The sequence below is a fragment of the Citrobacter sp. TBCP-5362 genome, from assembly GCF_005406305.1.
Classification (GTDB): Bacteria; Pseudomonadota; Gammaproteobacteria; order Enterobacterales; family Enterobacteriaceae; genus Citrobacter_B; species Citrobacter_B koseri.
Genome location: NZ_CP040234.1, coordinates 166,884 through 191,876, shown reverse-complemented (window position 1 = coordinate 191,876; position 24,993 = coordinate 166,884). Strand labels below are relative to the sequence as shown.

The 24,993-nt window shown below is 55.6% G+C and carries 21 protein-coding genes, 1 tRNA gene and 2 other RNA genes; 10 read left to right on the top strand and 14 right to left on the bottom strand.

What is annotated here, in order from left to right; translation table 11 throughout:
• Positions 1–110: 110 nt before the first annotated feature.
• Positions 111–1,409 (top strand): aromatic amino acid transport family protein, encoded by a 1,299-nt coding sequence (locus tag FD428_RS00900; RefSeq protein WP_104868054.1) that lies wholly within the window; start codon positions 111–113, stop codon positions 1,407–1,409.
• Positions 1,410–1,442: 33 nt separating this feature from the next.
• Here the strand turns inward: FD428_RS00900 and FD428_RS00895 are convergent, their stop codons facing one another.
• The 12 genes from FD428_RS00895 to FD428_RS00840 all read right to left on the bottom strand — a co-directional run bounded on the left by FD428_RS00895 (position 1,443) and on the right by FD428_RS00840 (position 13,816).
• Positions 1,443–2,645, bottom strand: coding sequence for a sigma-54-dependent Fis family transcriptional regulator (locus FD428_RS00895; RefSeq protein ID WP_123907410.1), 1,203 nt, complete (start codon positions 2,643–2,645; stop codon positions 1,443–1,445).
• Between the two features lie 154 nt (positions 2,646–2,799).
• Entirely contained in the window at positions 2,800–3,804 is a 1,005-nt protein-coding gene (gene dppF, locus FD428_RS00890; protein WP_012135673.1) for a dipeptide ABC transporter ATP-binding subunit DppF, read from the bottom strand.
• Positions 3,801–4,784, bottom strand: coding sequence for a dipeptide ABC transporter ATP-binding protein (gene dppD / locus FD428_RS00885; protein WP_012135675.1), 984 nt, complete (start codon positions 4,782–4,784; stop codon positions 3,801–3,803). Before dppD ends, dppF begins: the two co-directional genes overlap by 4 nt.
• A 10-nt stretch (positions 4,785–4,794) precedes the next feature.
• On the bottom strand, positions 4,795–5,697 hold the full coding sequence (gene dppC / locus FD428_RS00880; RefSeq protein ID WP_012135676.1) for a dipeptide ABC transporter permease DppC: 903 nt from the start codon (positions 5,695–5,697) through the stop codon (positions 4,795–4,797).
• Between the two features lie 9 nt (positions 5,698–5,706).
• Complete coding sequence (gene dppB, locus FD428_RS00875; RefSeq protein WP_012135677.1) at positions 5,707–6,726, bottom strand: dipeptide ABC transporter permease DppB; 1,020 nt, start codon at positions 6,724–6,726, stop codon at positions 5,707–5,709.
• A gap of 196 nt (positions 6,727–6,922) precedes the next feature.
• The gene (gene dppA, locus FD428_RS00870) at positions 6,923–8,530 is read right to left on the bottom strand and encodes a dipeptide ABC transporter periplasmic-binding protein DppA (protein WP_012135678.1); all 1,608 of its coding nucleotides are present in this window, start codon (positions 8,528–8,530) and stop codon (positions 6,923–6,925) included.
• Between the two features lie 718 nt (positions 8,531–9,248).
• A non-coding RNA gene (locus FD428_RS00865) (RtT sRNA) lies at positions 9,249–9,382 on the bottom strand.
• Positions 9,383–9,415: 33 nt separating this feature from the next.
• Positions 9,416–9,549, bottom strand: a non-coding RNA gene (locus tag FD428_RS00860) — RtT sRNA.
• 33 nt (positions 9,550–9,582) lie between these two features.
• Positions 9,583–9,659: transfer RNA gene (locus FD428_RS00855), tRNA-Pro, on the bottom strand.
• Positions 9,660–9,750: 91 nt separating this feature from the next.
• Positions 9,751–11,442, bottom strand: a complete 1,692-nt coding sequence (gene eptB / locus FD428_RS00850; protein WP_114848099.1) for a kdo(2)-lipid A phosphoethanolamine 7''-transferase — start codon at positions 11,440–11,442, stop codon at positions 9,751–9,753.
• A gap of 213 nt (positions 11,443–11,655) precedes the next feature.
• Positions 11,656–12,858 (bottom strand): MFS transporter, encoded by a 1,203-nt coding sequence (locus tag FD428_RS00845; protein ID WP_058668257.1) that lies wholly within the window; start codon positions 12,856–12,858, stop codon positions 11,656–11,658.
• Positions 12,859–13,111: 253 nt separating this feature from the next.
• Complete coding sequence (locus tag FD428_RS00840; RefSeq protein WP_047460372.1) at positions 13,112–13,816, bottom strand: autotransporter outer membrane beta-barrel domain-containing protein; 705 nt, start codon at positions 13,814–13,816, stop codon at positions 13,112–13,114.
• Between the two features lie 158 nt (positions 13,817–13,974).
• Here FD428_RS00840 and tag point away from each other — a divergent pair, with 158 nt between their 5' ends.
• Together tag and FD428_RS00830 are read left to right on the top strand one after the other, a co-directional pair.
• A complete protein-coding gene (gene tag / locus FD428_RS00835) occupies positions 13,975–14,556 on the top strand; it encodes a DNA-3-methyladenine glycosylase I (protein WP_058668258.1) in 582 nt (193 codons plus the stop codon).
• Positions 14,534–14,965 carry an N-acetyltransferase gene (locus FD428_RS00830; protein WP_114848100.1) on the top strand — a complete coding sequence of 144 codons (432 nt, stop codon included), beginning with the start codon at positions 14,534–14,536 and terminating at the stop codon, positions 14,963–14,965. The genes tag and FD428_RS00830 overlap by 23 nt, the downstream gene beginning before the upstream one ends.
• Here FD428_RS00830 and FD428_RS00825 read toward each other — a convergent pair.
• Positions 14,943–17,276, bottom strand: coding sequence for a molybdopterin guanine dinucleotide-containing S/N-oxide reductase (locus FD428_RS00825; protein WP_110493669.1), 2,334 nt, complete (start codon positions 17,274–17,276; stop codon positions 14,943–14,945). The two genes, FD428_RS00830 and FD428_RS00825, sit on opposite strands and share 23 nt — an antisense overlap.
• A gap of 166 nt (positions 17,277–17,442) precedes the next feature.
• On the opposite strand from FD428_RS00825, the gene FD428_RS00820 reads away from it, so the two are divergent.
• The 6 genes from FD428_RS00820 (at position 17,443) to ghrB (ending at position 23,408) form a co-directional block, all read left to right on the top strand.
• On the top strand, positions 17,443–18,105 hold the full coding sequence (locus FD428_RS00820) for an OmpA family lipoprotein (protein WP_114848101.1): 663 nt from the start codon (positions 17,443–17,445) through the stop codon (positions 18,103–18,105).
• A gap of 148 nt (positions 18,106–18,253) precedes the next feature.
• Positions 18,254–19,270 carry a LacI family DNA-binding transcriptional regulator gene (locus FD428_RS00815; protein WP_047463855.1) on the top strand — a complete coding sequence of 339 codons (1,017 nt, stop codon included), beginning with the start codon at positions 18,254–18,256 and terminating at the stop codon, positions 19,268–19,270.
• Between the two features lie 100 nt (positions 19,271–19,370).
• Complete coding sequence (locus tag FD428_RS00810; RefSeq protein ID WP_047460363.1) at positions 19,371–20,120, top strand: sugar phosphate isomerase/epimerase; 750 nt, start codon at positions 19,371–19,373, stop codon at positions 20,118–20,120.
• A 3-nt stretch (positions 20,121–20,123) separates the two neighbouring features.
• Positions 20,124–21,062: a sugar kinase gene (locus FD428_RS00805; RefSeq protein ID WP_012135690.1), complete on the top strand. Its 939-nt coding sequence runs from the start codon at positions 20,124–20,126 to the stop codon at positions 21,060–21,062.
• A gap of 68 nt (positions 21,063–21,130) precedes the next feature.
• Positions 21,131–22,411, top strand: coding sequence for an MFS transporter (locus FD428_RS00800; protein WP_049008241.1), 1,281 nt, complete (start codon positions 21,131–21,133; stop codon positions 22,409–22,411).
• A gap of 22 nt (positions 22,412–22,433) precedes the next feature.
• The gene (ghrB, locus tag FD428_RS00795) at positions 22,434–23,408 is read left to right on the top strand and encodes a glyoxylate/hydroxypyruvate reductase GhrB (protein ID WP_047460360.1); all 975 of its coding nucleotides are present in this window, start codon (positions 22,434–22,436) and stop codon (positions 23,406–23,408) included.
• A gap of 93 nt (positions 23,409–23,501) precedes the next feature.
• Here ghrB and FD428_RS00790 read toward each other — a convergent pair whose 3' ends face one another.
• Positions 23,502–24,212 carry a DUF3053 domain-containing protein gene (locus tag FD428_RS00790; protein ID WP_024131051.1) on the bottom strand — a complete coding sequence of 237 codons (711 nt, stop codon included), beginning with the start codon at positions 24,210–24,212 and terminating at the stop codon, positions 23,502–23,504.
• A gap of 356 nt (positions 24,213–24,568) precedes the next feature.
• On the opposite strand from FD428_RS00790, the gene FD428_RS00785 reads away from it, so the two are divergent.
• Positions 24,569–24,859, top strand: a complete 291-nt coding sequence (locus FD428_RS00785; protein ID WP_058668263.1) for an HTH-type transcriptional regulator — start codon at positions 24,569–24,571, stop codon at positions 24,857–24,859.
• Positions 24,860–24,993 lie beyond the last annotated feature (134 nt).

Genomic DNA, 24,993 nt, shown 5'->3' with positions numbered 1-24,993 from the left:
ACGGTCGGAGCTGGCCTGCGTCGGCTCCGGCTGTTGAGAATCAAGGCACAACGGCCTGGCTATACGCATCATCCTTCCCGGGGTGACGCGTATTTTGGGCAGGGGGCTCTATGCAGGACAACACATTACAATTAAGCAACAGTAAAGCGACCACCGCAGCGTTATCAGGAAAACTACCGTTTACGAAATACGATTTTGGCTGGGTGCTGTTATGTATCGGCATGGCCATTGGCGCCGGAACGGTGCTAATGCCGGTACAGATTGGGCTAAAAGGAATTTGGGTCTTTATCACCGCGTTTATTATCGCCTACCCCGCAACCTATATCGTGCAGGATATTTACTTAAAGACGTTATCAGAAAGTGAAACCTGTAATGACTACACCGATATTATCAGTCATTACCTGGGGAAAAACTGGGGCGTCTTCCTCGGCGTAATCTACTTTTTGATGATTATCCACGGCATTTTTATCTACTCTTTATCCGTGGTTTTCGACAGCGCGTCGTACATTAAAACCTTCGGTCTGACCGATGCCGATCTCTCGCAGTCCATCCTCTATAAAGTGGCGATCTTCGCCGTACTGGTCGCTATCGCCTCCGGTGGAGAAAAGCTGCTGTTTAAAATCTCCGGCCCTATGGTGGTGGTGAAAGTAGGCATCATCCTGATCTTCGGTTTCGCGATGATTCCGCACTGGAACTTCAGCAATATTACGGCCTTCCCGCAGGCGTCGGTCTTCTTCCGCGATGTGCTGCTCACCGTCCCCTTCTGTTTTTTCTCGGCGGTGTTTATTCAGGTGCTGAACCCGATGAACATTGCCTACCGCAAACGAGAAGCCGACAGGGTGCTGGCGACGCGTATGGCCATTCGTACCCACCGCATCAGCTATATCACGCTGATTGCCGTGATCCTGTTCTTCTCGTTTTCGTTTACCTTCTCCATCAGCCACGAAGAAGCCGTTTCCGCCTTTGAGCAGAATATCTCCGCGCTGGCATTGGCTGCGCAGGTCATTCCCGGACAGATCATTCATTTCACCTCAACGGTACTGAATATCTTTGCGGTTCTCACCGCCTTCTTCGGTATTTACCTGGGTTTTCATGAAGCGATTAAGGGCATCATTCTCAACGTGCTGAGCCGGGTTATCGACGTGGAGAAGATCAATCCGCTGGCGCTGACGCTTGGCATCTGTACCTTTATCGTTATCACGCTGGTCATTTGGGTATCGTTCCGCGTCTCGGTGCTGGTGTTCTTCCAGTTGGGTAGCCCGCTGTACGGCATTGTGTCGTGCATCATCCCTTTTTTCCTGATCTATAAAGTCACGCAACTGGAAAAACTGCGCGGCCTGAAAACCTGGCTGATTCTGCTGTATGGGATTTTGCTGTGCCTGTCGCCGCTCCTGAAGCTGATTGAATAACGCGTTCCGTGCGCCGTCGGTTCCTGGCGGCGCTTAACTCACCCCTTCCAGTTGGTAGCTACGTATTTTATTCAGCACCGTCGTGTGCGAAACCCCCAACGCTTTCGCGATATGCCGGGAGGAGACATTCTCTTCCACCATCTGCTCAATCAGCTGCCGCTCAGCATGTTGCACCTGCTCTTTGAAGGGGCGGTCGGGATGCCCCGGCAACGCTTGTGACACCGTTGAAAGCCCCAAATCATCGCAGGTGATGACATCACTTTCTGACATCAGCATCAGACGGATAATGGTGTTCTCCAGTTCGCGAACGTTGCCCGGCCAGTGGTGGTGACGCAGTGACTCAAAACAGGCTTTGTCCAGTATCAGCCGCCGTTGAAACTCTTTGGCATATTTCTGTACAAAATGGCGGATCAGTAAAGTGATATCCGAAGGGCGCTCGCGCAACGGCGGAATCGTGAGCGTCAGTACGTTAATGCGATACCAGAGATCGGCGCGCAGCAGGCGCTGTTCGACCATCTCTTCCAGGTTCGCGTTGGTGGCGACAATAATACGCGCGTTAACCGGGATCACCTGCGCCCCGCCGACGCGGCGGATCCCGCCGTCCTGAAGTACCCGCAGCAGCTTGGCCTGTAAATTCAGCGGCATTTCGCCAAATTCATCAAGAAACAGCGTTCCCTTATCCGCCATTTCAAACAACCCTTTTTTCCCTCTGCCGTCCGCACCGCTGAACGCCCCTTTTTCATAACCAAAAAGTTCGCTCTCCATCAATGCCTCAGGCAGCGTTGAGCAGTTGACGGGGATAAACGGATAAAAGCGCCGCTGCCCGGAATTATGAATGGCGCGCGCCAGCAACTCTTTACCCGTGCCGGTCTCACCACGGATCAGGACGGTATATTTGCTGTCAGCGATTTTTAGCGCTTTTTCAATCAGCACCTGCATACTCTGGCTGCTACAGATAATATCGGAGAAATAGCGCGGTCGCGTCAGTTCAGGTGTGGCCAGTTCAGAAAGATTCTCTGAGAGATAAGCGACATTAATAATATCGGCATGTTGATTGAGGCAGGTCTGGACGCTGGAAATATCCTGCAACTGGCGGCACCAGGATTTAATCAGAATCCGACCCGGCGTGACCTTCATGGAGATAATATTAATATCGCGGCAGGAAAACTCCTTGAGGACATCCTCAACCATAGACAGACGATCGATTGTTTTAATATCCCAGCGTATCGTGACCACGTTGGCTCCAGATATTTCTGTGGCAATCAGAAATCTGCTTACATTCTAGTCGCTATGGGATAATGTTCTGCCGATGGACTCACATTGTGGAGCCAAAAAAGGAATATAAAAAAACCGGAGCACAAGGCTCCGGTTATGAGGCAATAACCAACAGTTATTGCTGTCGGTTCTCATCCTGATCGACGGCGAAACAGGCCACCAGTTGACCGCCGTAATCTTTAAGCTGCGGCTGCAACTGGGTGCAGGGGCCAAAGCGACGACGGCAACGGGCGTTGAAGGCGCAGCCCGGTGGCGGATTCAGCGGGCTTGGCAGCTCGCCGGTCAGCTTGATGCGCTCGCGGCGGTCATCCGGGTTCAAACGCGGCGTCGCGGAGAGCAGCGCCTGCGTATACGGATGGCGCGGGTTGGTAAAGATCTGCTCCTTCGTCCCTTTCTCCACGCAGCGGCCGAGATACATCACCATCACCTCATCGGCAATGTGTTCGACCACCGACAGGTCGTGCGAGATAAAGACGTAAGACAGCCCCAGTTCCTGCTGCAAATCCATCATCAGGTTCAACACCTGCGCGCGCACGGAAACGTCCAGCGCGGAGACCGGTTCATCGGCGATCACCACGTCCGGGTCAAGCATCAGACCGCGGGCGATAGCAATACGTTGACGCTGGCCGCCGGAAAACATGTGCGGGTAGCGATCGTAATGCTCGGTTTTAAGGCCGACTTTCGCCATCATCGCCAGCGCTTTTTCACGACGCTGCTCTTTGCTGAGCGAGGTGTTGATCAGCAGTGGCTCTTCCAGAATCTGCCCCACTTTCTTACGCGGGTTCAGCGAACCATACGGGTTCTGGAACACAATCTGGATTTTCTGCCGACGCAGTTTTTGCGCCTGCGGATCGTGCCTGAGCAGATCCTGCCCCTGATAATACAGTTCTCCGCCGGTCGGCGTTTCAATCATCGTCAGCAGGCGGCCCAGCGTGGATTTCCCGCAGCCGGACTCGCCCACGACCGCCAGCGTTTTGCCGCGCTCAAGGGTGAACGATACGCCATCCAGCGCTTTTACCAGGCGCTCGGGCGCAAACAGCCCCTTCTTCACCGGGTAGTGTTTTTTCAAATCGATGGCCTGCAACAGCGGCTGTTGCAAGGTGGCCTCGTGCGTACTCATAGTGTGGGCCTCCCGGCATCATCGAGTGGATAGTGGCATTTGGACTGGCGGCCGTCGCCGAGCAGATTCAGATCCGGCTCTTCGCTACGGCACTTATCCGTGGCATACGGGCAGCGCGGGTTCAACAGACAACCGTTCGGGCGGTCATATTTTCCCGGCACCACACCCGGCAGCGACGCCAGACGCGCTTTATCCTGCGCGAATTCCGGCAGTGCGCGCAGCAACGCCTGCGTATACGGATGACGCGGCGCGCGGAAGATATCGTGCGCCGCCCCTGTCTCTACCACCTGTCCGGCATACATTACGATGATTTTATGCGCGGCTTCCGCCACCAGCGCCAGATCGTGAGTAATCAGCACCAGCGCCATATTTTCTTTCTGCTGCAATTCCAGCAGCAGTTCGATGATTTGCGCCTGGATGGTCACGTCCAGCGCAGTGGTCGGCTCATCGGCAATCAGCAGTTTCGGACGACAGGCAATCGCCATTGCAATCATCACGCGCTGGCTCATCCCACCAGATAACTGGTGCGGATAGACATCCAGACGCGACGCCGGATCGGGAATCCCCACCTGAGTCAGCAGGTCAATCGCCCGCTGCCGACGGGTTTTCCTGTTGCCGCCCTGATGCACCTTAATCGCTTCCATAATCTGGAAACCTACGGTGTAGCACGGGTTCAGGCTGGTCATCGGGTCCTGGAAGATCATCGCCACTTCCGCGCCCACCAGGTTGCGGCGCTCTTTCTCAGAGATGCGCTGCAAGTCCTGACCGTTGAATTCCAGTTTTTCCGCCATCACGCGGCCCGGGAAGTCAATCAGCCCCATAATCGCCAGCGAGCTAACCGATTTACCGGAGCCGGACTCGCCGACAATACCAACGACTTCGCCCTGATTTACGCTGTAGCTTACGCGGTCTACCGCGCGAAACGGCGTACCTTCGTCACCGAAGTGCACCGATAATTTATCTACGTTTAATAACGCCATCTCGAACCTCTTACTGCTTCAGTTTGGGATCGAGCGCGTCACGCAGACCGTCACCCATCAGGTTAAATGCCAGCACCGTCAGCAGGATCGCCAGACCCGGGAAGGTCACGACCCACCAGGCACTTTGTGCGAACTGCAACACGTCGGAGAGCATAGTGCCCCACTCCGGTGTCGGCGGCTGCGCACCCATGCCGAGGAAGCCCAGGGCGGCCATATCGAGAATGGCGTTAGAGAAACCGAGCGACGCCTGAACGATCAGCGGCGCAAGGCAGTTCGGGAAGATATTGACGAACATCTGGCGCATCGCGCCTGCGCCCGCCACGCGGGAAGCGGTAACGTAATCGCGGTTCACCTCCACCAGCACGGCGGCGCGGGTCAGACGCACGTAGTGCGGGAGCGCCACGAAGGTCAGCGCCAGCGCGGCGTTACCGATAGAAGGGCCAAAGATCGCCACCAGCACCAGCGCCAGCAGCAGGCTTGGCAGCGCCAGCATGATATCGACGACGCGCATGATGATGTTATCAACAATGCCGCCGAAGTAACCCGCAACCAGGCCGAGCACAATCCCCATCACCAGCGACAGCACCACCACCAGGCAGCCCACCAGCAGCGACAGACGTGCGCCATACATCAGGCGCGACAGCACATCGCGACCGACATCATCCGTTCCCAGCAGGTGCGCGATACTGCCGCCTTCCTGCCACGCAGGCGGCGCCAGCAGCACATCGCGGAACTGATCTGCCGGGTTATACGGCGCGATGACGTTCGCGAACACCGCAATCAGGATCATGATGACGACATACGCCAGACCGACAACCGCACCCTTGTTGCGTTTAAAATAGTGCCAGAACTCCTGCAACGGGGTCATCGGCACCGGTGCAGAGATAACTTTATTTTCAGTAACCTGTGACATGATGGCCCCTTACTTCTTATGACGAATACGCGGGTTCACCACGCCGTACAGCAGGTCGACCAGCAGGTTGACGAGAATAATCATCGTCGCTACCAGTAACACCCCGCCCTGTACAACCGGATAATCGCGTCGTTGCAGCGCATCAATCAGCCAACGGCCAAGGCCAGGCCACGAGAAGATGGTTTCGGTCAGGATCGCCCCTGCCAGCAGCGTCCCCACCTGCAAACCGATCACGGTCACGACCGGCAGCATCGCGTTACGCAGCGCGTGTACGATGATGACGCGCATCCTTGTGAGGCCTTTGGCGCGCGCGGTACGGATATAATCTTCACCCAGCACTTCCAGCATGGAGGAGCGGGTCATACGTACGATAACCGCCAGCGGTATCGTACCGAGCACCATCGCAGGCAGGATCATGTGCGCGACAGCATCAATAAAGTTGCCCTCTTCGCCCCAGATAGCCGTGTCAATCAGCATAAAGCCGGTTAACGGATTGGAGTCATCAAGGAACACCATATCGCTGACGCGCCCGGAAACCGGCGTCAGGTTCCATTGCACTGATACCAGCATGATCAGCATCATGCCCCACCAGAAGATAGGCATAGAGTAACCGGTCAGCGCCAGGCCAACAGCGGTATGATCGAAAATGGAACCGCGCTTCACGGCGGCCAGCACGCCGACCGGAATCCCTACCGCGGTGGCGAAAATCATGGCGCAGACGCCAAGTTCCAGCGTCGCTTTAAAGCGAGGCACGAACTCGTCCCACACCGGCAAACGGCTTTTCAGCGAGATGCCCAAATCGCCATGCATCACCCCCCAGATGTAATGGAGGTACTGCTGCCACATCGGTTTATCCAGACCGAGTTCAGCCAGCAGTTGAGCATGACGCTCAGGAGAGATACCACGTTCACCTGCCATGATCATGACCGGATCGCCCGGGATCATATGGACGAAGGCAAAGGTGAGAAGGGTGATACCGATAAACGTGGGGATGACGAGTCCCAAACGTCGGAGGATGAACTGCAACATAACCCGGATTCTCTCTAATGACGCGCCGCCTGGTGACAGTGCGTCTGTATTGCTCACAAATCTTATCCCACGGCATACGCCGCCGTGGGGTAAAGCATTACGCCGGGTGGCGCTGCGCTTACCCGGCCTACGATCGTAGGTTCGTGCAAACGCAGCGCCGCCGGGCATGGGGTGCTCAGGCACCCCTGGCTTTTAATTATTCGACAGAGACGTTTTCAAAGTGGTGTTTGCCCAGAGGATCAACCACATAGCCTTTGACTTCTTTACGCACAGGTTCGTACACGGTAGAGTGAGCGATGATCAGCGCAGGCGCCTGGTCATGCATCACCACCTGAGCCTGTTTGTAGAGTTCAACACGCTTGTTGTGATCGTCAGTGGCGCGCGCCGGTTGAATCAAGTCTTCAAACGGCTTGTAGCACCAGCGAGAGTAGTTGGAACCGTCTTTCGCCGCAGCGCAGCTAAACAGGGTCGCGAAGAAGTTATCCGGGTCCCCGTTATCACCGGTCCAGCCCATCATCACCGCCTGATGTTCGCCTGACTTCGCACGCTTGAGGTATTCACCCCACTCGTAGGTGACAATCTTGGCCTGTACGCCAATCTTCGCCCAGTCAGCCTGAATCATCTCAGCCATACGGCGAGCGTTCGGGTTGTACGGACGCTGTACCGGCATCGCCCACAGTTCAACGGTGAAGCCTTTATCCTGGCCCGCTTCTTTCAGCAGCGCTTTGGCTTTTTCTGGATCGTAGTTGTAGTCTTTAACGTCGTCGTTATAGCCCCACATGGTCGGCGGAATCAGGTTCTTGGCTTCAACGCCCGCACCCTGATAAACCGCTTTAATGATCGCTTCTTTGTTCACCGCGTAGGTCAGCGCCTGACGGACTTTCACGTCATCAAACGGTTTCTTCTCGGTGTTGAAAGAGAGGTAGCCGACGTTCAGACCCGCCTGCTCCATCAGGTTGATGTTTTTGTCCTGCTTCATGCGCGCGATGTCCGCCGGGTTCGGGTACGGCATCACCTGGCACTCATTTTTCTGTAGCTTGGCGTAACGCACGGACGCGTCAGGCGTAATGGAGAACACCAGACGGTCGATCTGCGGCTTGGTGCCCCAGAAACCATCAAACGCTTTATACAGAATGCGGGAGTCTTTCTGGTACTGCAACAGCTGGAACGGCCCCGTACCGATTGGGTTCAGATCCACTTTCTCCGGCGTACCGGCTTTCAGCATGTTGTCAGCATATTCTTTAGAGAGGATGGAGGCGAAGTCCATCGCCAGGTCAGCGAGGAACGGCGCTTCTGGACGGGTCAGCACGAACTGAACGGTGCTATCGTCCACTTTCTTCACTTCGCTTATCAGGTCTGGCAGACCCATCCCTTCGAAGTATTCATAGCTGCCGCCAGACACTTTGTGGTACGGGTTTTCGGCATTTTTCTGACGATCGAACGAGAACACCACGTCATCGGCGTTGAAATCGCGCGTCGGTTTAAAGTCTTTGCTGTCCTGCCACTTCACGCCCTGACGCAGGTGGAAGGTGTAGGTTTTGCCGTCTTCGCTGACATCCCACTTTTCAGCGAGGCCTGGAATAACTTCGGTTGTACCGATTTTAAATTCCACCAGACGGTTATAGATAGGTACTGAGCTGGCGTCATAGGTGGTGCCGGAGGTAAACAGCTGCGGGTTGAAGCCTTCTGGAGAACCTTCTGAACAATAAACCAGAGTTTTAGCCTGTACACTTGCTGCGACGGTCATGGCCACCAGGCTCAGACCAAGCTTCAGCATCCCTGACTTCTTCAAGGAAATACTCATTCTTCTGCTCCAAATGTGATGTTGTTGTTTTACCCTTTGCAGTGGGTTTGCACCGCCTGGCCTTTTTTGTTTTTTACCCGGCCGGGTCGGCGTTAAGAGGATGGGGATTCCGTTCACATAAGCGCCTGAGTTGCAGTGCGGATTCTCCATGAAATGCCCCTCATGCCCTACAATCTGTCAACAGAATGTGAAAACGTCAATACAGGCAACCATGATTTACAACAACGGTGAGAATTCACAAACAAAGATTAAAAAAACTTCAAACGACTATTTTCAGCAGGGAAATTTGTGCTACTCCGTTAACACCAGAATTAATCGCTTCATATTTCGCAACATTTGGTGATTAACGTTTGTGCAGATTGTGAAAAATTTCTGACGAAATGCTGCATATCTGAGCGATTAATATCACGAACGCTAAAACGCACAGCGGAAAATGCTGGGCTCAGCCATAAGTAACGCAAAAAAAAATTTAAGCAAAGATAAAAAAAGACAATGGAATATGTCACAAAAACGTGAACAAACAGTGAGAAGTGATGCACATTTTTTGCCAATGGCGAAATCGCCGTAGGCCGGATAAGGCGCCTGCGCCGCCATCCGGCGTTGCCGAAAGTGGGCGACCGATCCTGCCTGATGGCGCTGCGCTTATCAGGCCTACAATGCTCATCCTCGTTAAATTCCGGGCAGCAAAAAGCCAGCCCGTGGGCTGGCTTTTCTGAATTGGTCGGTGATAGAGGATTACTCGCCACTGCGTGGCTCGCCCTTCGGGCCGTTGCTCGCGCAACGTTCTCTCGCTACGCTCGAGTCGAACCTCTTGCCCCCGGAGGTTCTCATCCTCGTTAAATTCCGGGCAGCAAAAAGCCAGCCCGTGGGCTGGCTTTTCTGAATTGGTCGGTGATAGAGGATTACTCGCCACTGCGTGGCTCGCCCTTCGGGCCGTTGCTCGCGCAACGTTCTCTCGCTACGCTCGAGTCGAACCTCTTGCCCCCGGAGGTTCTCATCCTCGTTAAATTCCGGGCAGCAAAAAGCCAGCCCGTAGGCTGGCTTTTCTGAATTGGTCGGTGATAGAGGATTCGAACCTCCGACCCCTTCGTCCCGAACGAAGTGCGCTACCAGGCTGCGCCAATCACCGAATGCGGGGCGCATCTTACTGCTCAGGCGCGCGCCCGTCAATCCCTTAGTTTGAAAATGCCATTCAATCGGCGAGAAAGTCAGCAGACCACTTACTGCACCGCTGCATTCTGTTCAGCCGGAATATGGCACCAGTCGTTGTTTTCGTTAATTCCGCCATCTGGCGAGGTGTAGCCGAGACATCCCATCACCGTGTCATACAGCTCCACATGACGGCGCGGCGTTTTCATCGCCGCCGCCTGTTGCAGGCGCGCAAGCATCTGCGCATGCTGCGGGTTCTCCAGATACTTATCCGACATCCACACCAGCATTGGCACCCGGAACTGTTCTGGCGGCGCCATCTTGCGCGGCGTGCCGTGCAAATGCTCGCGCTCATTGATCGACTCGCCGTGATCGGCGGCGTAAAACACAATGGCTTTCTTATCGCGCAGCTGATCGAACACGCGGGTAATAAAGTGATCAACATAGCTCACCGAGTTATCGTAAGAGTTGATCATCTCCGCTTTTGTGCAACCATCGTCAACGCCGACACACTCCGGCGTCCACTGCGCAAAACTGCGGGGATACCGCTGCGTATAGTTATAATGCGACCCTTTGGTATGCATTACGATCAGGTGTTTCCCGTCAGGGGTTTGCGCTAACGAACGCTGCATTTCATCCACCAGCAACATATCATCAACCGTCTTACCCCGGTTGCGCGGCTCTGCGCCGATTTGCTCGCGGTAGGCAATGTTATCCGCCATCGTATTGCTGTAGAACCACATTTCGCTCTGCATCGCATACAGATCGGCGCTAAACCCTAACTGCTTCAGCACCGCAAAAATGTTTTGCTCTTTCAGCGTACGCTGTGGATTCTCCGACGCGCCACCCTCGCGCACAAACATACAGCGCAGCGAAAGTTTGGTCGCGGTATCACACGACTCACCCCGGAACGCCGCGAGATTTTTTTCCTGCGCCAGCTTCGGCGTCGTGTTCCGCTCGTAGCCGAAGATGCCCATATGATCCCAACGCGTGGTTTCGCCGATGATAAACACAACATACGTGTCATCAATGCCTTCTGGCGCAACATAGGTAAACTTCTTCGCCGGGTTCATCAGCGAGTTATTATCCGACGACTCATCCACCTGCGCCCAGGCGTACAGCCCTAAAGCCGATAGCCAGTTCGACGGTAAATAAGAGTTCGCCACCACGCCGCCATAGCTCGGCAAATCGATACCCGTTGTTCGTTCAACATTCTTTTGCTGAACGTCGAGCAGGCGAATCGGCGCCCACACCATCACCCCAGCCAGAACCACCGCCGCCACGCTGCGAACGCGCTGTCCCGGCGTGCGTAACTGCCGCAGCAGGGTATAACGACAGCGGTTACTCCAGATAAAGACCAGCGGCAGAATGCTCACCGCCACCAGCCACAAAATGAAGTGCCAGCCGACGACCTCTTTCGATAAATCGATATCCGTGGTCATCACGGAGGCAATAATGCCGTAGCCGATCACCACGTTCAGGAGGGTCATGTAATAGCTGGCGCTCGCGGAGAACAGCACCACCAGCGTAGCCAGAACCCGCCAGGCGCGGCGACCAAACAGGGAAAGCAGACGGAGTAAGAAGAACGTGGCGAGAACCGTGGCCCCAAGTTCAACCACTGCCGAGAGGCCTTTCCAGACGGTAAATTCCTGCGCATAGCTGCCGAACCGGCGATAAAACACTGCGCAATTCATAAACAGGCCGATATAGAGCGCAAGCAAGAAGCTCAGCTTCTGCTGCGTCATCGATTTAATGTATTTCATGCAAGCAAACCCTGGAAATCGGGATAAAAACCACCCGCAAAAGGCCATTCCAGACCGGGCAGGTGGATAAATGCGGTAACAGCAGATGTCAGACAGTCTACACGCGCGGGTATGTAGACCACAGGGAAGCGTAAAAGTGTCGGAAGAATAAGCAAGCGGCCCGGATATTTACAAAAACATCCGGGCCGGGAAGTGGTTAAATGATGAATAAAATCAGGCGTGAGCCTCTTTAAAGACGCGGCGCTGAGGCTGGCGAATCGTGGTCGAGAGCGCCAGAGAGAGGATCAGCAGAGCGAAAATAACGCAGAAGGTGACGTAGAACCCACCGAACAGCGAGGCGATAATCGACCCGCAAATACTGCCAATCCCAAAGCCCAGGTAAATCACGCCGTAGTTTTTCGCCAGGTTATTCAGGCCGAAGAACTCGCTCACCAGCGACGGGAACACCGTGATCGTACCGCCGAAGTTAAAGGCGACGCAGGCAATCGCGGCGAAGAACGTCACATCACTCAGCGGCGCGAACAGTAATGCTGCCATCCCGACCAGCGAGACAACCTGACCGATAGTAATCACGCGGATACGGGCGATTTTGTCAGACAGAATGCCCAGCACCAGGCGGCCTGACAGGTTAGCGATGGAAATCACCGTGACCGCGTTGGCCGCCGAAGCAACATCCATATGCGCCAGCCCCTGAGCAATGTCTTTCGCCACGCCGATGACATACAGACCGCTCATGCAGGCCGTCAGGAACATCACCGCCAGCATCCAGTACTGCGGTTTACGCATGGACTGCGCCAGGGTGAAGTCGTTTTCCACCACCCCGTTTACCGCTTTAACATCCTGATTCGGCGCGTCTTTCATCAGCGTTGAACCAAAGACAATCATCACCAGCACAATCGCGCCCCAGATCATAAATGTCTTTTCCAGACCGACCGTCGCCAGCAGCTGGCTGTCGATGAATTTGAAGCCGAGGCTACCGAGGCCATAAGAACCAATCGAGAAGGCGGAAATCAGCCCTTTACGTTCCGGGAACCATTTTACGCAGTTAGACAGCGTTAACAGGTATCCCGCCCCGTCCGCCAGGCCAACCAGCACCCCGGCGCTCAGCCACAGCATCATAAGGTTGTTGGAATGCGCCGTTAAAAAGAAGCCGATGCCCAGTAAAACACCTGACGCCATCGTGACGCGTTTTACGCCGAAACGTTCCTGTAATTTACCCGCCACGGAAGAGGAGATCGCCAGTCCCAGGCTCAACAAGCCAAATGAAAAGGCCACCTGGCTGACGGGCTCATCCAGTTTCGCAGAGAGCGCGCCATTAAACAGGCTCCAGGTGTAAACAGAACCTAACGCAAATTGTGTGATGATGGTGCCGATAAGCGTCAGCCAACGGGTACGCTGATAATCAGAAGTTTTCATGGCAGTCTTCCTGCATAAACAAAGGAGAAATTCACTGCTGACAACAATAACGAAGTGCTTTTTATGCAGGGGAAAAACGGCATGAAATGCCATCAGAGCGGAATGAAATGCCTGGATTGCGGAATGAATGACGAGACAAAGACTGCGCAGCGTGATTTTTTTTAATGTCAGTTAGTACCCACTATCGCTGTACGTCTTGTTATTAAAGAGACTTAATTGTAAAAAACTTGTTTTTATTACGTGCGTATTCTCGTTAAAATCTGGCGCTAACGCCCAGGGTGTACAGATAGTCGCTATTACTTGCGCTGTTATCTGCCTGAGAGAGCGCCGCATACGCCGCGATATGCGGGTTCAGTAGCATATCCGCCCCCACCGTCACATCCAGCCAGTTGCCATTCTGATCCGCTGCCGTCATTCGACTCAGCCCCGACTGCGCTTTCCAGATGTTCTCGCCGTATTGCTGGTTATAGCTGATTTGCGCCCAGGGACGGATATCGCCAAACTGCGAATTCACCCGCCAGCCCAACGTACTGACGCTGGCATGCCACAGAGGGTCGGTCAGCGCCTGCGCCGTCACGCTGTCGCCAAATTCATTAAACATCGAGGTGGTTGAGCCGTCGTAGTGCAGGCTGGCGACCGGCCCGGTCGTCACGCGCCCGGCAAGCGGAAAATTCCAGCCCATGCTCATGCCGCTGGTCGCGTCCAGTGGCGTTTGATCGGCCAGGCTCAGCACAGGGCCAGGCGCATTCTGGCTGGACCGAATCCGCTCCGCCAGAATATCGTTGTAACTTGGTTGGTGATCGCTGTCCCATGTATAACGTTCTGTCGTATGACCCGATACGGCATCAGCGATATATTCTTGTTGCCAGGCATATGCTGTGTTAGTGAAAATTGCACAGACGATAACGCTCGCCAGGCAGCACCACACCTGGCGACCACTGCATTTTTTTATAATCATCAACGCGACTCCAGAGAAGAGCCGAATTCGGCGATATTATTGTCATTGTTTGGCGGTTCCAGGGCTTATTAGCCCTGTATTAAATATTGTCTTTTTAGCTGGCGCGTCAAGGCGGGCCGAATGAAATTTTTGCGGTAGTCAAAACAGCGAGGAAGAGTATGCAGCGTTGCGGATGGGTCAGTCAGGACCCACTATACATCGCCTATCACGACAAGGAGTGGGGCATTCCCGAAACCGACGGCAAAAAGCTGTTCGAGATGATCTGCCTTGAAGGCCAGCAGGCGGGGCTTTCCTGGATCACCGTGCTGAAGAAACGGGAAAACTATCGCGCAAACTTCCACCACTTTGATCCCGTTCGCGTCGCGGCGATGCAGGAAGACGACGTTGAGCGTCTGTTGCAGGATGCGGGCATTATTCGCCATCGGGGAAAAATTCAGGCCATCATCGGCAATGCCAGGGCGTATCTCGCAATGGCGCAAAATGGCGAACCGTTTGCTGAATTCGTCTGGTCTTTTGTCGAAAACCAGCCTCAGGTAACGCGCGCCGCCAGCCTGAGCGAGATCCCCACCTCAACCCCCGCGTCGGATGCGCTGGCAAAAGCGCTGAAAAAACGCGGCTTCAAGTTCGTCGGCACCACCATTTGCTACTCCTTTATGCAGGCGTGCGGGCTGGTCAACGACCATATCACGGGCTGTTTCTGCCATCCTGGAGGTCAGCATGATTCGCGAATCCCGGACTGAGGATATGGCGTCAATTTTGACGCTCTGGATGGAAAGCACGATCTATGCCCACCCGTTTATCGAAGCGCGCTACTGGCGCGAAAGCGAAGCGATAGTGCGTGACGTGTACCTGCCCGCCGCGCAGACCTGGGTGTGGGAAGAAGCAGGTTTACTGAAAGGCTTTGCCAGCGTGATGGAAGCGCGCTTTTTGGGCGCGCTGTTTGTCACGCCGGACGCGATCCGCCGCGGGATTGGCAAGGCGCTGGTGCAGCATGTTCAGCAGCGCTTTACCGCGCTCAGCCTGGAGGTTTACCAGAAAAATCAGTCGGCGGTGAATTTCTACCATGCGCTGGGTTTTCGTATCGAAGACAGCGCATGGCAGGAAGATACACAGCATCCGACATGGATTATGGGCTGGCAGGCGGATTAAACGCCGTAAGCGTCAGCGAAGGGCCGGTATACTTTTCAATCCACGCCAGCGCGGTGTTGCCCGCACAGCCGTTCCCCAGTCGCGAGCTGGGGAGATCTTTGGTCAACACGTTTACCGCGCCATTTTTGCAAATGCCGCCAGCCGACACCTCTAAATCCGGCCATGCCCCTTCATGAATGCAGATAACGCCGGGTCTAATGCCCTCCGTCACCACCGCGCCCGCCAGAATTTGTCCTCGGTGATTCCAGACCCGCACCGTGTCGCCGTCGGCAATGCCCCGCGTCTGCGCATCCTGCGGATGCAGAGTAACCGGTTCGCGCCCCGCCACCGCATACTGTTCACGAAGCTGGCTGTAGTTAAGCTGGCTGTGCAGACGATGCGCCGGATGGGCGGACAGCACCTGTAGCTGACCGGGTTCGGCATTGCCGTGCCATTCGTCCGGCTCCAGCCACATTGGGTGTCCTGGGCAGTCCGCATAGCCGTAGTCCGCAATTCGCCGGGAGTAGATCTCTATCTTGCCGCTGTCCGTTTTCAGTGGATGCGCGTCGGGGTCGCGGCGGAAATCCGCAAAGCGGATAAACTGCGCGTTGGCCGCATTCTCCGGCATTTCAATCAGATCGTTGGCTTCCCAGAACTGTGCAAACGGCGGCAGCGTCACCTGCTGGCTGGCGCCGCGTTGCCCGGCGATGTTGTAGAAGGTTTCCAGCCACTCAAGCTCGCTTTTCCCTTCGGTGAAGCGCGCATGGCCGCCCGTTTCCCAGCGCTCGCTCAGTTCGGCAAACACGTCAAAGTCATTACGGGCCTCATCACGCGGCGGCACAACCTGCTTCATCGGCACCAGATGCTGGTTGCTGTAGTCGCCGGTCATGGTTAAATCGTTACGTTCATAAGAGGTCGTGGCAGGTAACACGATATCGGCATGTTTCGCCGCAGCGGTCCAGAAACATTCGGAGATCACCACCAGTTCCGGCTTTTGCCAGGCGCGAATCAGACGGTTGGTATCCTGATGATGCGTAAAGTTCGCGCCACCGGCCCACCAGACGAAGCGGATATCCGGGAAATGGCGGTTCATACCGTTGTGCTGATAGGGCGCGCCGGGATTCTCCAGCGCCTCGACAATACGCGCCACCGGAATTTTGTCTACCGCATCGGTGCCGCCCGGCAGACTGCCCTGCATTGAAGCCAGTACAGCGGCGCGGCGCGTCGGGTTTCCCCCGTTGGCGAAATGGTACGAGAGGCCAAAACCGCCGCCGGGCGTGCCAATTTGCCCTAACATGGCGGCAAGCGTTACCAGCATCCAGTGTTTTTGCTCGCCGAACTGCTGACGCTGCATCCCCCAGCCAGACATCAACATGGTGGTATTTTTATGGAAGAGTTCCGCCAGTTCGTGAATTTTAGCGGCGGATACGCCGCAAATATCTGCGGCCCATTCCGCCGTTTTCGCCACGCCGTCGCTCACGCCCAGCAGATAGTCGGCGAATGTCTCGTAACCGGTCGTGCAGCGCGCCAGAAACGCGTCATCATGCCAGCCGTTTTTTACCAGCGTATGCGCAATCCCCAGCATCAGCGCCACGTCAGTCCCCATATGCGGGGCGATCCACTCCATCTTATCGCCAAAGAACGCCGCGCTTTCCGATCGCATTGGATCGATGCAGATCAGCCGTTTCCCGCTGTTGCGCAGCGCGGCAAAGTAAGCAATGCCCTGCTCATCCGACGCATTCCAGGCAATTTTTAGCGTATTCAACGGGTTGGCGCTCCATAGCACCACCACGTCACTGTGTTCCAGCACAACCGGCCAGCTGGTCTGCTGCTGGTAGACTTCGTTTCCGCCCACCACATACGGCATGATGGCCTGCGCCGCCCCCGTGGAGTAATCCCCCAGATGCCCGGTATACCCGCCCGCCAGCGCCATATAACGCTGCAACAGGGTGGAAGCTTTATGCAGCACGCCATTCGAACGCCAGCCATAAGAACCGGCAAAAATCGAGGACGGACCATATGTTTCACGAATACGTTTGTGCTGGGTATGGATCAGATCCAGCGCCTCATCCCAACTCACCCGCACAAATTCATCCTGGCCGCGCACGCCCTGTGGCTTCTCTGGCGAGGCGAGAAACCCTTTACGCACCATCGGGAAACGCACCCGGGTAGGGCTGTGAACCTGGTCGCGCACGACGGTTTGCAGGGAATTGAGATGCGAAGTGGGCAGCGCCCCGCGAGACGCGAGAACCGTCTCGCCGTCAGTGTCGACCCGGACAGGTCCCCAGTGGGCAGCGGTTAATACCGAATAGTGCGATGGTGCGTTGATCAAAATGCGCTCCTGAATGCGATGCAGGTGTGACGGCTTATTTATTATGCCGCTCAATGTTACTTACAAATTTAAGAGTCTTCCCTGGAATTTTCTTCATGTTCGCACGTCATAATCAACCGCCACCGTCGCTGTGGCGAAAAAATAAAAAAGTCATTAAGGAACTAAGATGAAAAAACATGTTTTGGTCATTGCTGCTATCGTGAGCGGCGCCCTGGCAGTATCTGGCTGCACAACAAACCCTTACACCGGCGAGCGCGAAGCGGGTAAATCCGGTATTGGCGCGGGCATTGGTTCTCTGGTCGGCGCAGGCGTCGGCGCACTCTCCTCCTCCAAGAAAGATCGCGGCAAAGGCGCGCTGATTGGCGCAGCGGCAGGCGCGGCGCTGGGCGGCGGCGCTGGCTATTACATGGACGTACAGGAAGCGAAACTGCGTGACAAAATGCAGGGAACGGGCGTGAGCGTGACGCGAAGTGGCGATAACATCATCCTGAATATGCCGAATAACGTCACCTTCGACAGCAGCAGCGCAACCCTGAAACCGGCAGGCGCCAACACGCTGACCGGCGTGGCGATGGTGCTGAAAGAGTACAACAAAACCGCCGTTAACGTAGTGGGCTACACCGACAGTACCGGCGGGCAGGATCTGAACATGCGTCTGTCGCAGCAGCGCGCGGACTCCGTGGCCAGCGCGCTGATCACCCAGGGCGTTGCCGCCAACCGCATCCGCACCAGCGGCATGGGCCCGGCGAACCCGATCGCCAGCAACAGCACCGCCGAAGGTAAAGCGCAAAACCGCCGCGTGGAAATCACCTTAAGTCCGTTGCAGTAATCGTTGTGCCGGGTGGCGACAGCGCCACCTGGCACATCGCCGGATGGTGGCTTTGCCTTATCCGGCCTACATTCTTATCCGGCATGAAGCGCTTGCCATCGTTGATTTTCGCGTTAAGGTGTTGTCACCAAATTCAGGGAAATCAGCGATGAGCAAATCAACACGGGCAACCATCAGCGATGTGGCGAAAGCCGCTAAAACCGGAAAAACCAGCATTTCACGCTACCTCAACGGTGAGAAGCATTTGCTGTCCGAGGCCCTGCTGGCGCGCATTGAAAAAGCCATTGCCGAACTCGACTATCGCCCAAGCCTGATGGCCAGAGGCCTGAAACGCGGCCGTACCCGCCTGATTGGCCTGATCATCGCCGATATTACCAACCCCTATTCCGTTAACGTGTTGAGCGGCATTGAAGCCGCCTGCCGCGAGAAAGGGTTCACTCCCCTGGTCTGTAACACCAACAATGAGGTGGATCAGGAACTGCACTATCTGGATCTGCTGCGTAGCTACCAGGTGGAAGGCATCGTGGTGAACGCCGTCGGGATGCGCGAGGAGGGGCTGAACCGCCTGCAACAGTCGGCGCTGCCGATGGTTCTGATTGACCGTAAAATCCCTGATTTCGCCTGCGATGTCGTCGGTCTGGATAACACCCAGGCGGCAACAACCGCCACCGAACATCTCATTGAGCAAGGGTTCGAGGCGATCCTGTTTCTCAGCGAACCGCTCGGTATGGTCAATACCCGCCGCGAGCGCCTGAACGCATTTCGTGCGACGCTGGCGCGTTACCCTGGCGTGGTGGCGGAAAACGCCGAGGTGCCGCTGGCGGAAAATACGCAACTGGATAACACCCTGCGCCAGTTTCACCAGCAGCACCGGGGGATGCGCAAAGCCGTGATCTCCGCTAACGGCGCGCTCACATTGCAGGTTGCCCGTTCGCTCAAACGCATTGGTCTTAACTGGGGCAGCGACATCGGCCTGCTCGGTTTTGACGAACTGGAATGGGCAGAGCTGGCAGGCGTCGGCATCACCACGCTGAAACAGCCGACCTGGCAAATTGGTTTTGCCGCTGTCGAGCAGGTTGTACGCCGCATTGAAGGGGGCAGCGACGCGATTCACGAGCAGGTTTTCTCCGGCGAGCTGATCGTTCGCGGCTCCACCGCCCGCTAATTTTCCTTCGTGATGGTGATCATAATTTCGACACACTGCACTTTTCTTTGGAACCGGTTCCATATAGCGTAATAGCAAGAGCGATAGATTTGGAGTTCCCATGCAAAGAAAAATTATGGTGGTCACCGCCGCCTATGGCTACGACCAGGTGCGTGCCGCAGGCGGGCAAACCGCGATGCTGCCCATCATTGCCGGAGCGGGGGCGGATGGCGTCGAGATTCGCCGTGAAATGTTCACTGACGCCGAGCTTAACGCGCTCCCGCTGCTGGCGGCCGCCATTGACATTTTCGGCCTGCTGGCCTGCTATTCCGCGCCGGAACCGCTGTTTCTGGAGGATGGCAGCCTCAACCCCCACCTTCCCGACCTGTTACAGGAAGCCCGCACGCTGCAAGCGCTGTGGCTGAAAGTGTCGCTGGGTCATTTTGAACGCCAGGATCAGCTCGACACCCTGCGTGACTGGCTGGAGAGCAGCGGCATGGCGCTGGTGGTGGAAAATGATCAAACCGCCTGCGGGAAATTGCGCCCGATGCAACGCTTCAATGCCGCCTGTCAGGTACAGAACCTGCCCATCAGACTGACGTTTGATATGGGGAACTGGCTGTGGGTAGGCGACTCGCCGGAAGACGCCGCACGCTACCTGGCGCCCGCCGTCGGCTATATCCACGTTAAAGCCGCCACGCCCCATCACGACAGTTTCCGCGCCGTTGCGCCGGATGACGCCGACCCCCGCTGGCTGGCGCTGCTGAACGCGCTGCCTGTTGATGTACCGCGCGGTATTGAGTTCCCACTGGAAGGGCAAGACTTGACGGCGGTGACTCGTCGCTACGTCGATTTGTTACGTGAGGAGTAACGCATGAAAAATTCTCTGGATGTCATCACGATTGGTGAAGCAATGGCGATGTTCGTCGCCACGCAAACGGGCGATCTCGCGGACGTAGACGCGTTTATCAAACGCGTCGCCGGGGCCGAACTTAACGTAGCGACCGGCCTGGCGCGCCTGGGGTTAAACGTCGGCTGGGTAAGCCGCGTCGGTGATGACAGCTTTGGCCGTTTTGTCCTTAAGTCGCTTGAAAAAGAAGGGATTGATGCGCAGGGCGTCACGCTGGACGGACGTTACGCCACCGGCTTTCAGCTTAAATCTAAAGTCGAAAATGGAACCGATCCCATTGTGGAATATTTCCGTAAAGGTTCTGCTGCAAGCCACCTTTCCGTGGACGATTACCACGATGCGTACTTCTCTGGCGCGCGTCATCTGCACTTAAGCGGCGTTGCGGCGGCGCTTTCCGCCAGCTCTTATGAACTGCTGGCGCATACCGCCCGCACCATGAAAGCGCAGGGCAAAACGATTTCATTCGATCCGAATCTGCGCCCGGTGCTGTGGAAAAGCGAAGCCGAAATGGTGGAAAAACTTAACCGCCTCGCCTTCCAGGCTGACTGGGTGCTGCCCGGTCTGAAAGAGGGAATGATATTAACCGGACAGCAAACGCCTGAGGGCATTGCCGATTTTTATCTGCGCCACGGCGTGAAAGCAGTGGTGCTGAAAACCGGTGCGGATGGCGCCTGGTACAAAACCGCTGAGGGCGAGCAAGGCTGCGTCGCACCGGTGAAAGTGGACAACGTGGTCGATACGGTTGGTGCGGGCGATGGCTTTGCCGTGGGTGTGATCAGCGCCCTGCTGGAAGGCCGCACGCTGCATCAGGCAGTGACGCGAGGCAATAAAATTGGCGCGCTGGCGATTCAGGTTCAGGGCGACAGCGAAGGATTACCCACTCGTGAAGCGTTAGGCGAATAAACTTCACGCAATGATAACAGCCCCCTGTACCCTACATACAGCGGCGGCATAGTGACAGAGGCAGGCCTATGACAAGCTCAACAAATGCAGCAAAACGCTGGTGGTACATCATGCCTATCGTGTTCATCACGTACAGCCTGGCGTACCTGGATCGCGCAAACTTCAGCTTCGCTTCCGCAGCGGGGATTAACGAAGACCTCGGCATCACGAAAGGGATCTCCTCCCTGCTGGGCGCCCTGTTCTTCCTCGGTTATTTCTTCTTCCAGATCCCAGGCGCGGTGTACGCCGAGCGTCGCAGCGTACGTAAGCTGATCTTCATCTGCCTGATTTTATGGGGAGCATGCGCATCGCTGACCGGGATGGTGAGTAATATCCCAATGCTTGCCGCCATCCGCTTTATTCTCGGCGTCGTGGAAGCGGCCGTTATGCCCGCCATGCTGATTTACATCAGCAACTGGTTCACAAAGTCAGAGCGTTCGCGCGCCAATACGTTCCTGATTCTCGGCAACCCGGTGACGGTGCTGTGGATGTCCGTAGTTTCAGGCTACCTGATTCAGGCGCTCGGCTGGCGTGAAATGTTCATTATTGAAGGTTTCCCCGCCATCATCTGGGCGTTCTTCTGGTGGGTGCTGGTGAAAGACAAACCGTCACAAGCTGGATGGCTGACGGAGTCAGAAAAAGCCGCGCTTCAGGCGCAGCTGGAAAAAGAGCAGCAGGGCATCAAAGCGGTACGCAATTACAGCGAGGCATTCCGCTCACGCAACGTCATCCTGCTGTGCATGCAGTATTTCACCTGGAGTATCGGGGTGTACGGGTTTGTTCTGTGGCTGCCGTCCATCATCCGCAGCGGCAGCGCGAATATGGGCATGGTGGAAGTCGGCTGGCTCTCTTCAGTGCCGTACCTGGCGGCGACGATCGCGATGATCGTTGTCTCCTGGGCATCCGATAAACTGCAAAACCGTAAACTGTTCGTCTGGCCGCTGCTGTTGATTGCCGCCTTTGCCTTTATCGGCTCATGGGCCGTTGGTGCGAACAACTTCTGGCTCTCTTATACCCTGCTGGTTATCGCCGGTGCGGCGATGTATGCCCCTTATGGCCCGTTCTTCGCCATTATTCCTGAAATGCTGCCGCGTAACGTCGCGGGCGGCGCAATGGCGCTGATCAACAGTATGGGCGCGCTGGGCTCTTTCTTTGGTTCATGGTTCGTCGGCTATCTCAACGGCGCAACCGGCAGCCCGGCCGCCTCGTACATTTTTATGGGGGTGGCGCTTTTCGCCTCAGTATGGCTAACTTTAATTGTTAAGCCTGCTAACAATCAGCAATTACCGATTGGCGCACGCCACGCTTAAACCTTAACTCACGGAGATCCGCATGAAGCCGTCCATTATTCTCTACAAAGCGTTACCTGACGATTTACTGCATCGCCTGGAAGAGCATTTCACCGTCACGCAGGTGCCAAATCTTCGCCCGGAAACGGTAGAACAACACGCCCAGGCTTTCGCCAGCGCGGAAGGTTTGTTGGGCTCCAGCGAAACCGTCAATAGCGCACTGCTGGAGAAGATGCCGAAACTACGCGCGGCATCGACCGTCTCCGTGGGTTATGACAATTTTGATGTGGCTGCCCTCAACGCGCGCAGCGTATTGCTGATGCACACGCCGACCGTGCTGACGGAAACCGTTGCGGATACGGTAATGGCGCTGGTGCTGAGCACCGCCCGCCGCGTGGTGGAAGTGGCCGAACGCGTCAAAGTGGGGGAATGGACAAAAAGCATCGGGCCAGACTGGTTTGGCACTGATGTACACCACAAAACGCTGGGGATTGTCGGGATGGGGCGCATTGGTCTTGCGCTGGCGCAACGCGCTCACTTCGGCTTTAACATGCCGATTCTCTACAACGCCCGCCGCCATCATCCTGAGGCGGAAGAACGCTTCAACGCCCGGTACTGCGATCTGGACACCCTGTTGCAGACGGCGGATTTTGTCTGCCTGATCCTGCCGCTGACGGAAGAGACGCATCACCTGTTTGGTGCGGCGCAGTTTGCCAAAATGAAGTCCTCCGCCATTTTCATTAACGCAGGGCGCGGCCCGGTCGTGGATGAAAACGCGCTGATTGCCGCCCTGCAAAGCGGTGAAATTCATGCGGCGGGTCTGGATGTGTTTGAACAAGAACCGCTGCCGGTCGATTCGCCGCTGCTGTCGCTGCCGAACGTTGTGGCGCTGCCGCACATCGGCTCCGCCACCCATGAGACGCGCTACAACATGGCCGCCTGCGCGGTGGATAACTTAATTGATGCGTTACAAGGCAAGGTGGAGAAGAACTGCGTGAACCCGCAGGTCGCAGGATAATAAATGGCCGGGCGGCGGCGTTGCCCTGCCCGGCCTACAACGTTGCTTAACCGTATGCCCGATCGACGCCAGCGCCATCGGGCATAAACAGCGTTACTGGATCGCGTTTACCGCAGTGGTCCAGGCCTGATTAAATGCCTGGTGCTGAGACGCCAGCGGCCCAATCAGCGTGTTGTACTGACTGGCCTGCTGTGACGTCGGGAACTGAATGCCGTTCGCGACAAAGCTCACCTGCGTATCCTGCTGCGCCACAAAGTCGCCGACCTGCACCAGTTGCTGCGTGAAAATTTGCGCAGCCGGAATCAGCGGCTGTAACGCCTCCGAAGGCGCCGTCACCACTTTACTGTAAACCTGATCAAAGACCGGTTTCAGGTCGTCGGACTGTTTCAGCGCGCTGTGCGCGGCATCTGCCTGCAATTTCGCATTCTGCAACTGCTGGCCCAGCACGCCCAGAGAACCATTTGCCTGACGCAGCGGCTCGCGCTGAGTGACATAGTCCTGAGGAACGCGGATTGCATTGACGCTATCCACAACCGGACGCAGACCGGAATCCATCGCCTGATTCACCTGCTGCGAATAGCCATACAGGATCGCATAATCAGACACGAACGGACCAAATTGTTTTTTCTGATCGGCGGTCAACGTCGGCAGACGCTCCCCGCTACGCATCGCAGTATTCTGCAGGAAATCAATAAACGCTTTACGCTGATCACCTTCTTTATCAAAACACCCGCTCAGGCTAACTACCATTAATAACGCCATAACAGGCGCAAACCAGCGAGAGCAGGACTTACCTGTCGCCATTTTAATACTCCTTTCACCCAAAAATGCGCACAACGATGCCGCGTGCCTGACGCTGACAAGGATAGTCCAGGACAGCCTTGCAAGATACCCTTTCTGCGTAATCTTGCCGTGGAATATTATACGAAGAAACGGCCAGCTTTTTTACGTGATAAAATTTTTGTTATCTTTACAATTGCGCGCCGTCGATCCGATATGTCGGCCTTTTTCAGATCCTTAGCCAACACGCGATCCTGACCGGAATGCGCTGAAACGAATCCACTTCTTTGCCGCTTCCAACCGGCTTCACGTTTCCCGACTATTCTTAATGAGCTTCGATGAAATTCACGATCCCGCTGTGTGATTTATAGGAGTTCTCAATGGAATACAAAGATCCTATGTTTGAACTGCTGAGCAGTCTGGAACAAATTGTTTTTAAAGATGTATCGCAGACGATTATCCTGACAAACAAGCCCAACCCTTTTACAGAGTTTGAACAGTTACGAAGAGGAACCGGGCTAAAAACAGATGATTTTGCCCGGGCGATGGGCGTAACCGTTGCCATGGTGCAGGAATGGGAATCCAGACGGGTAAAACCGTCGAGTACCGAGTTAAATCTGATGCGCCTGATCCAGGCCAACCCAGGTTTAAGTAAGCAGTTGATGAAATAGATTATTGCCTGATTTTTTCGTTTAACGGTCCTGTTAAGGGGCCGTTTCCCGACAGACTTACCCGAAAGAAGTAAAATAAAAGTTGCATCCACAAGCGTTACATGAGTTAATGCGTCCAACGGTTTGACGTACAG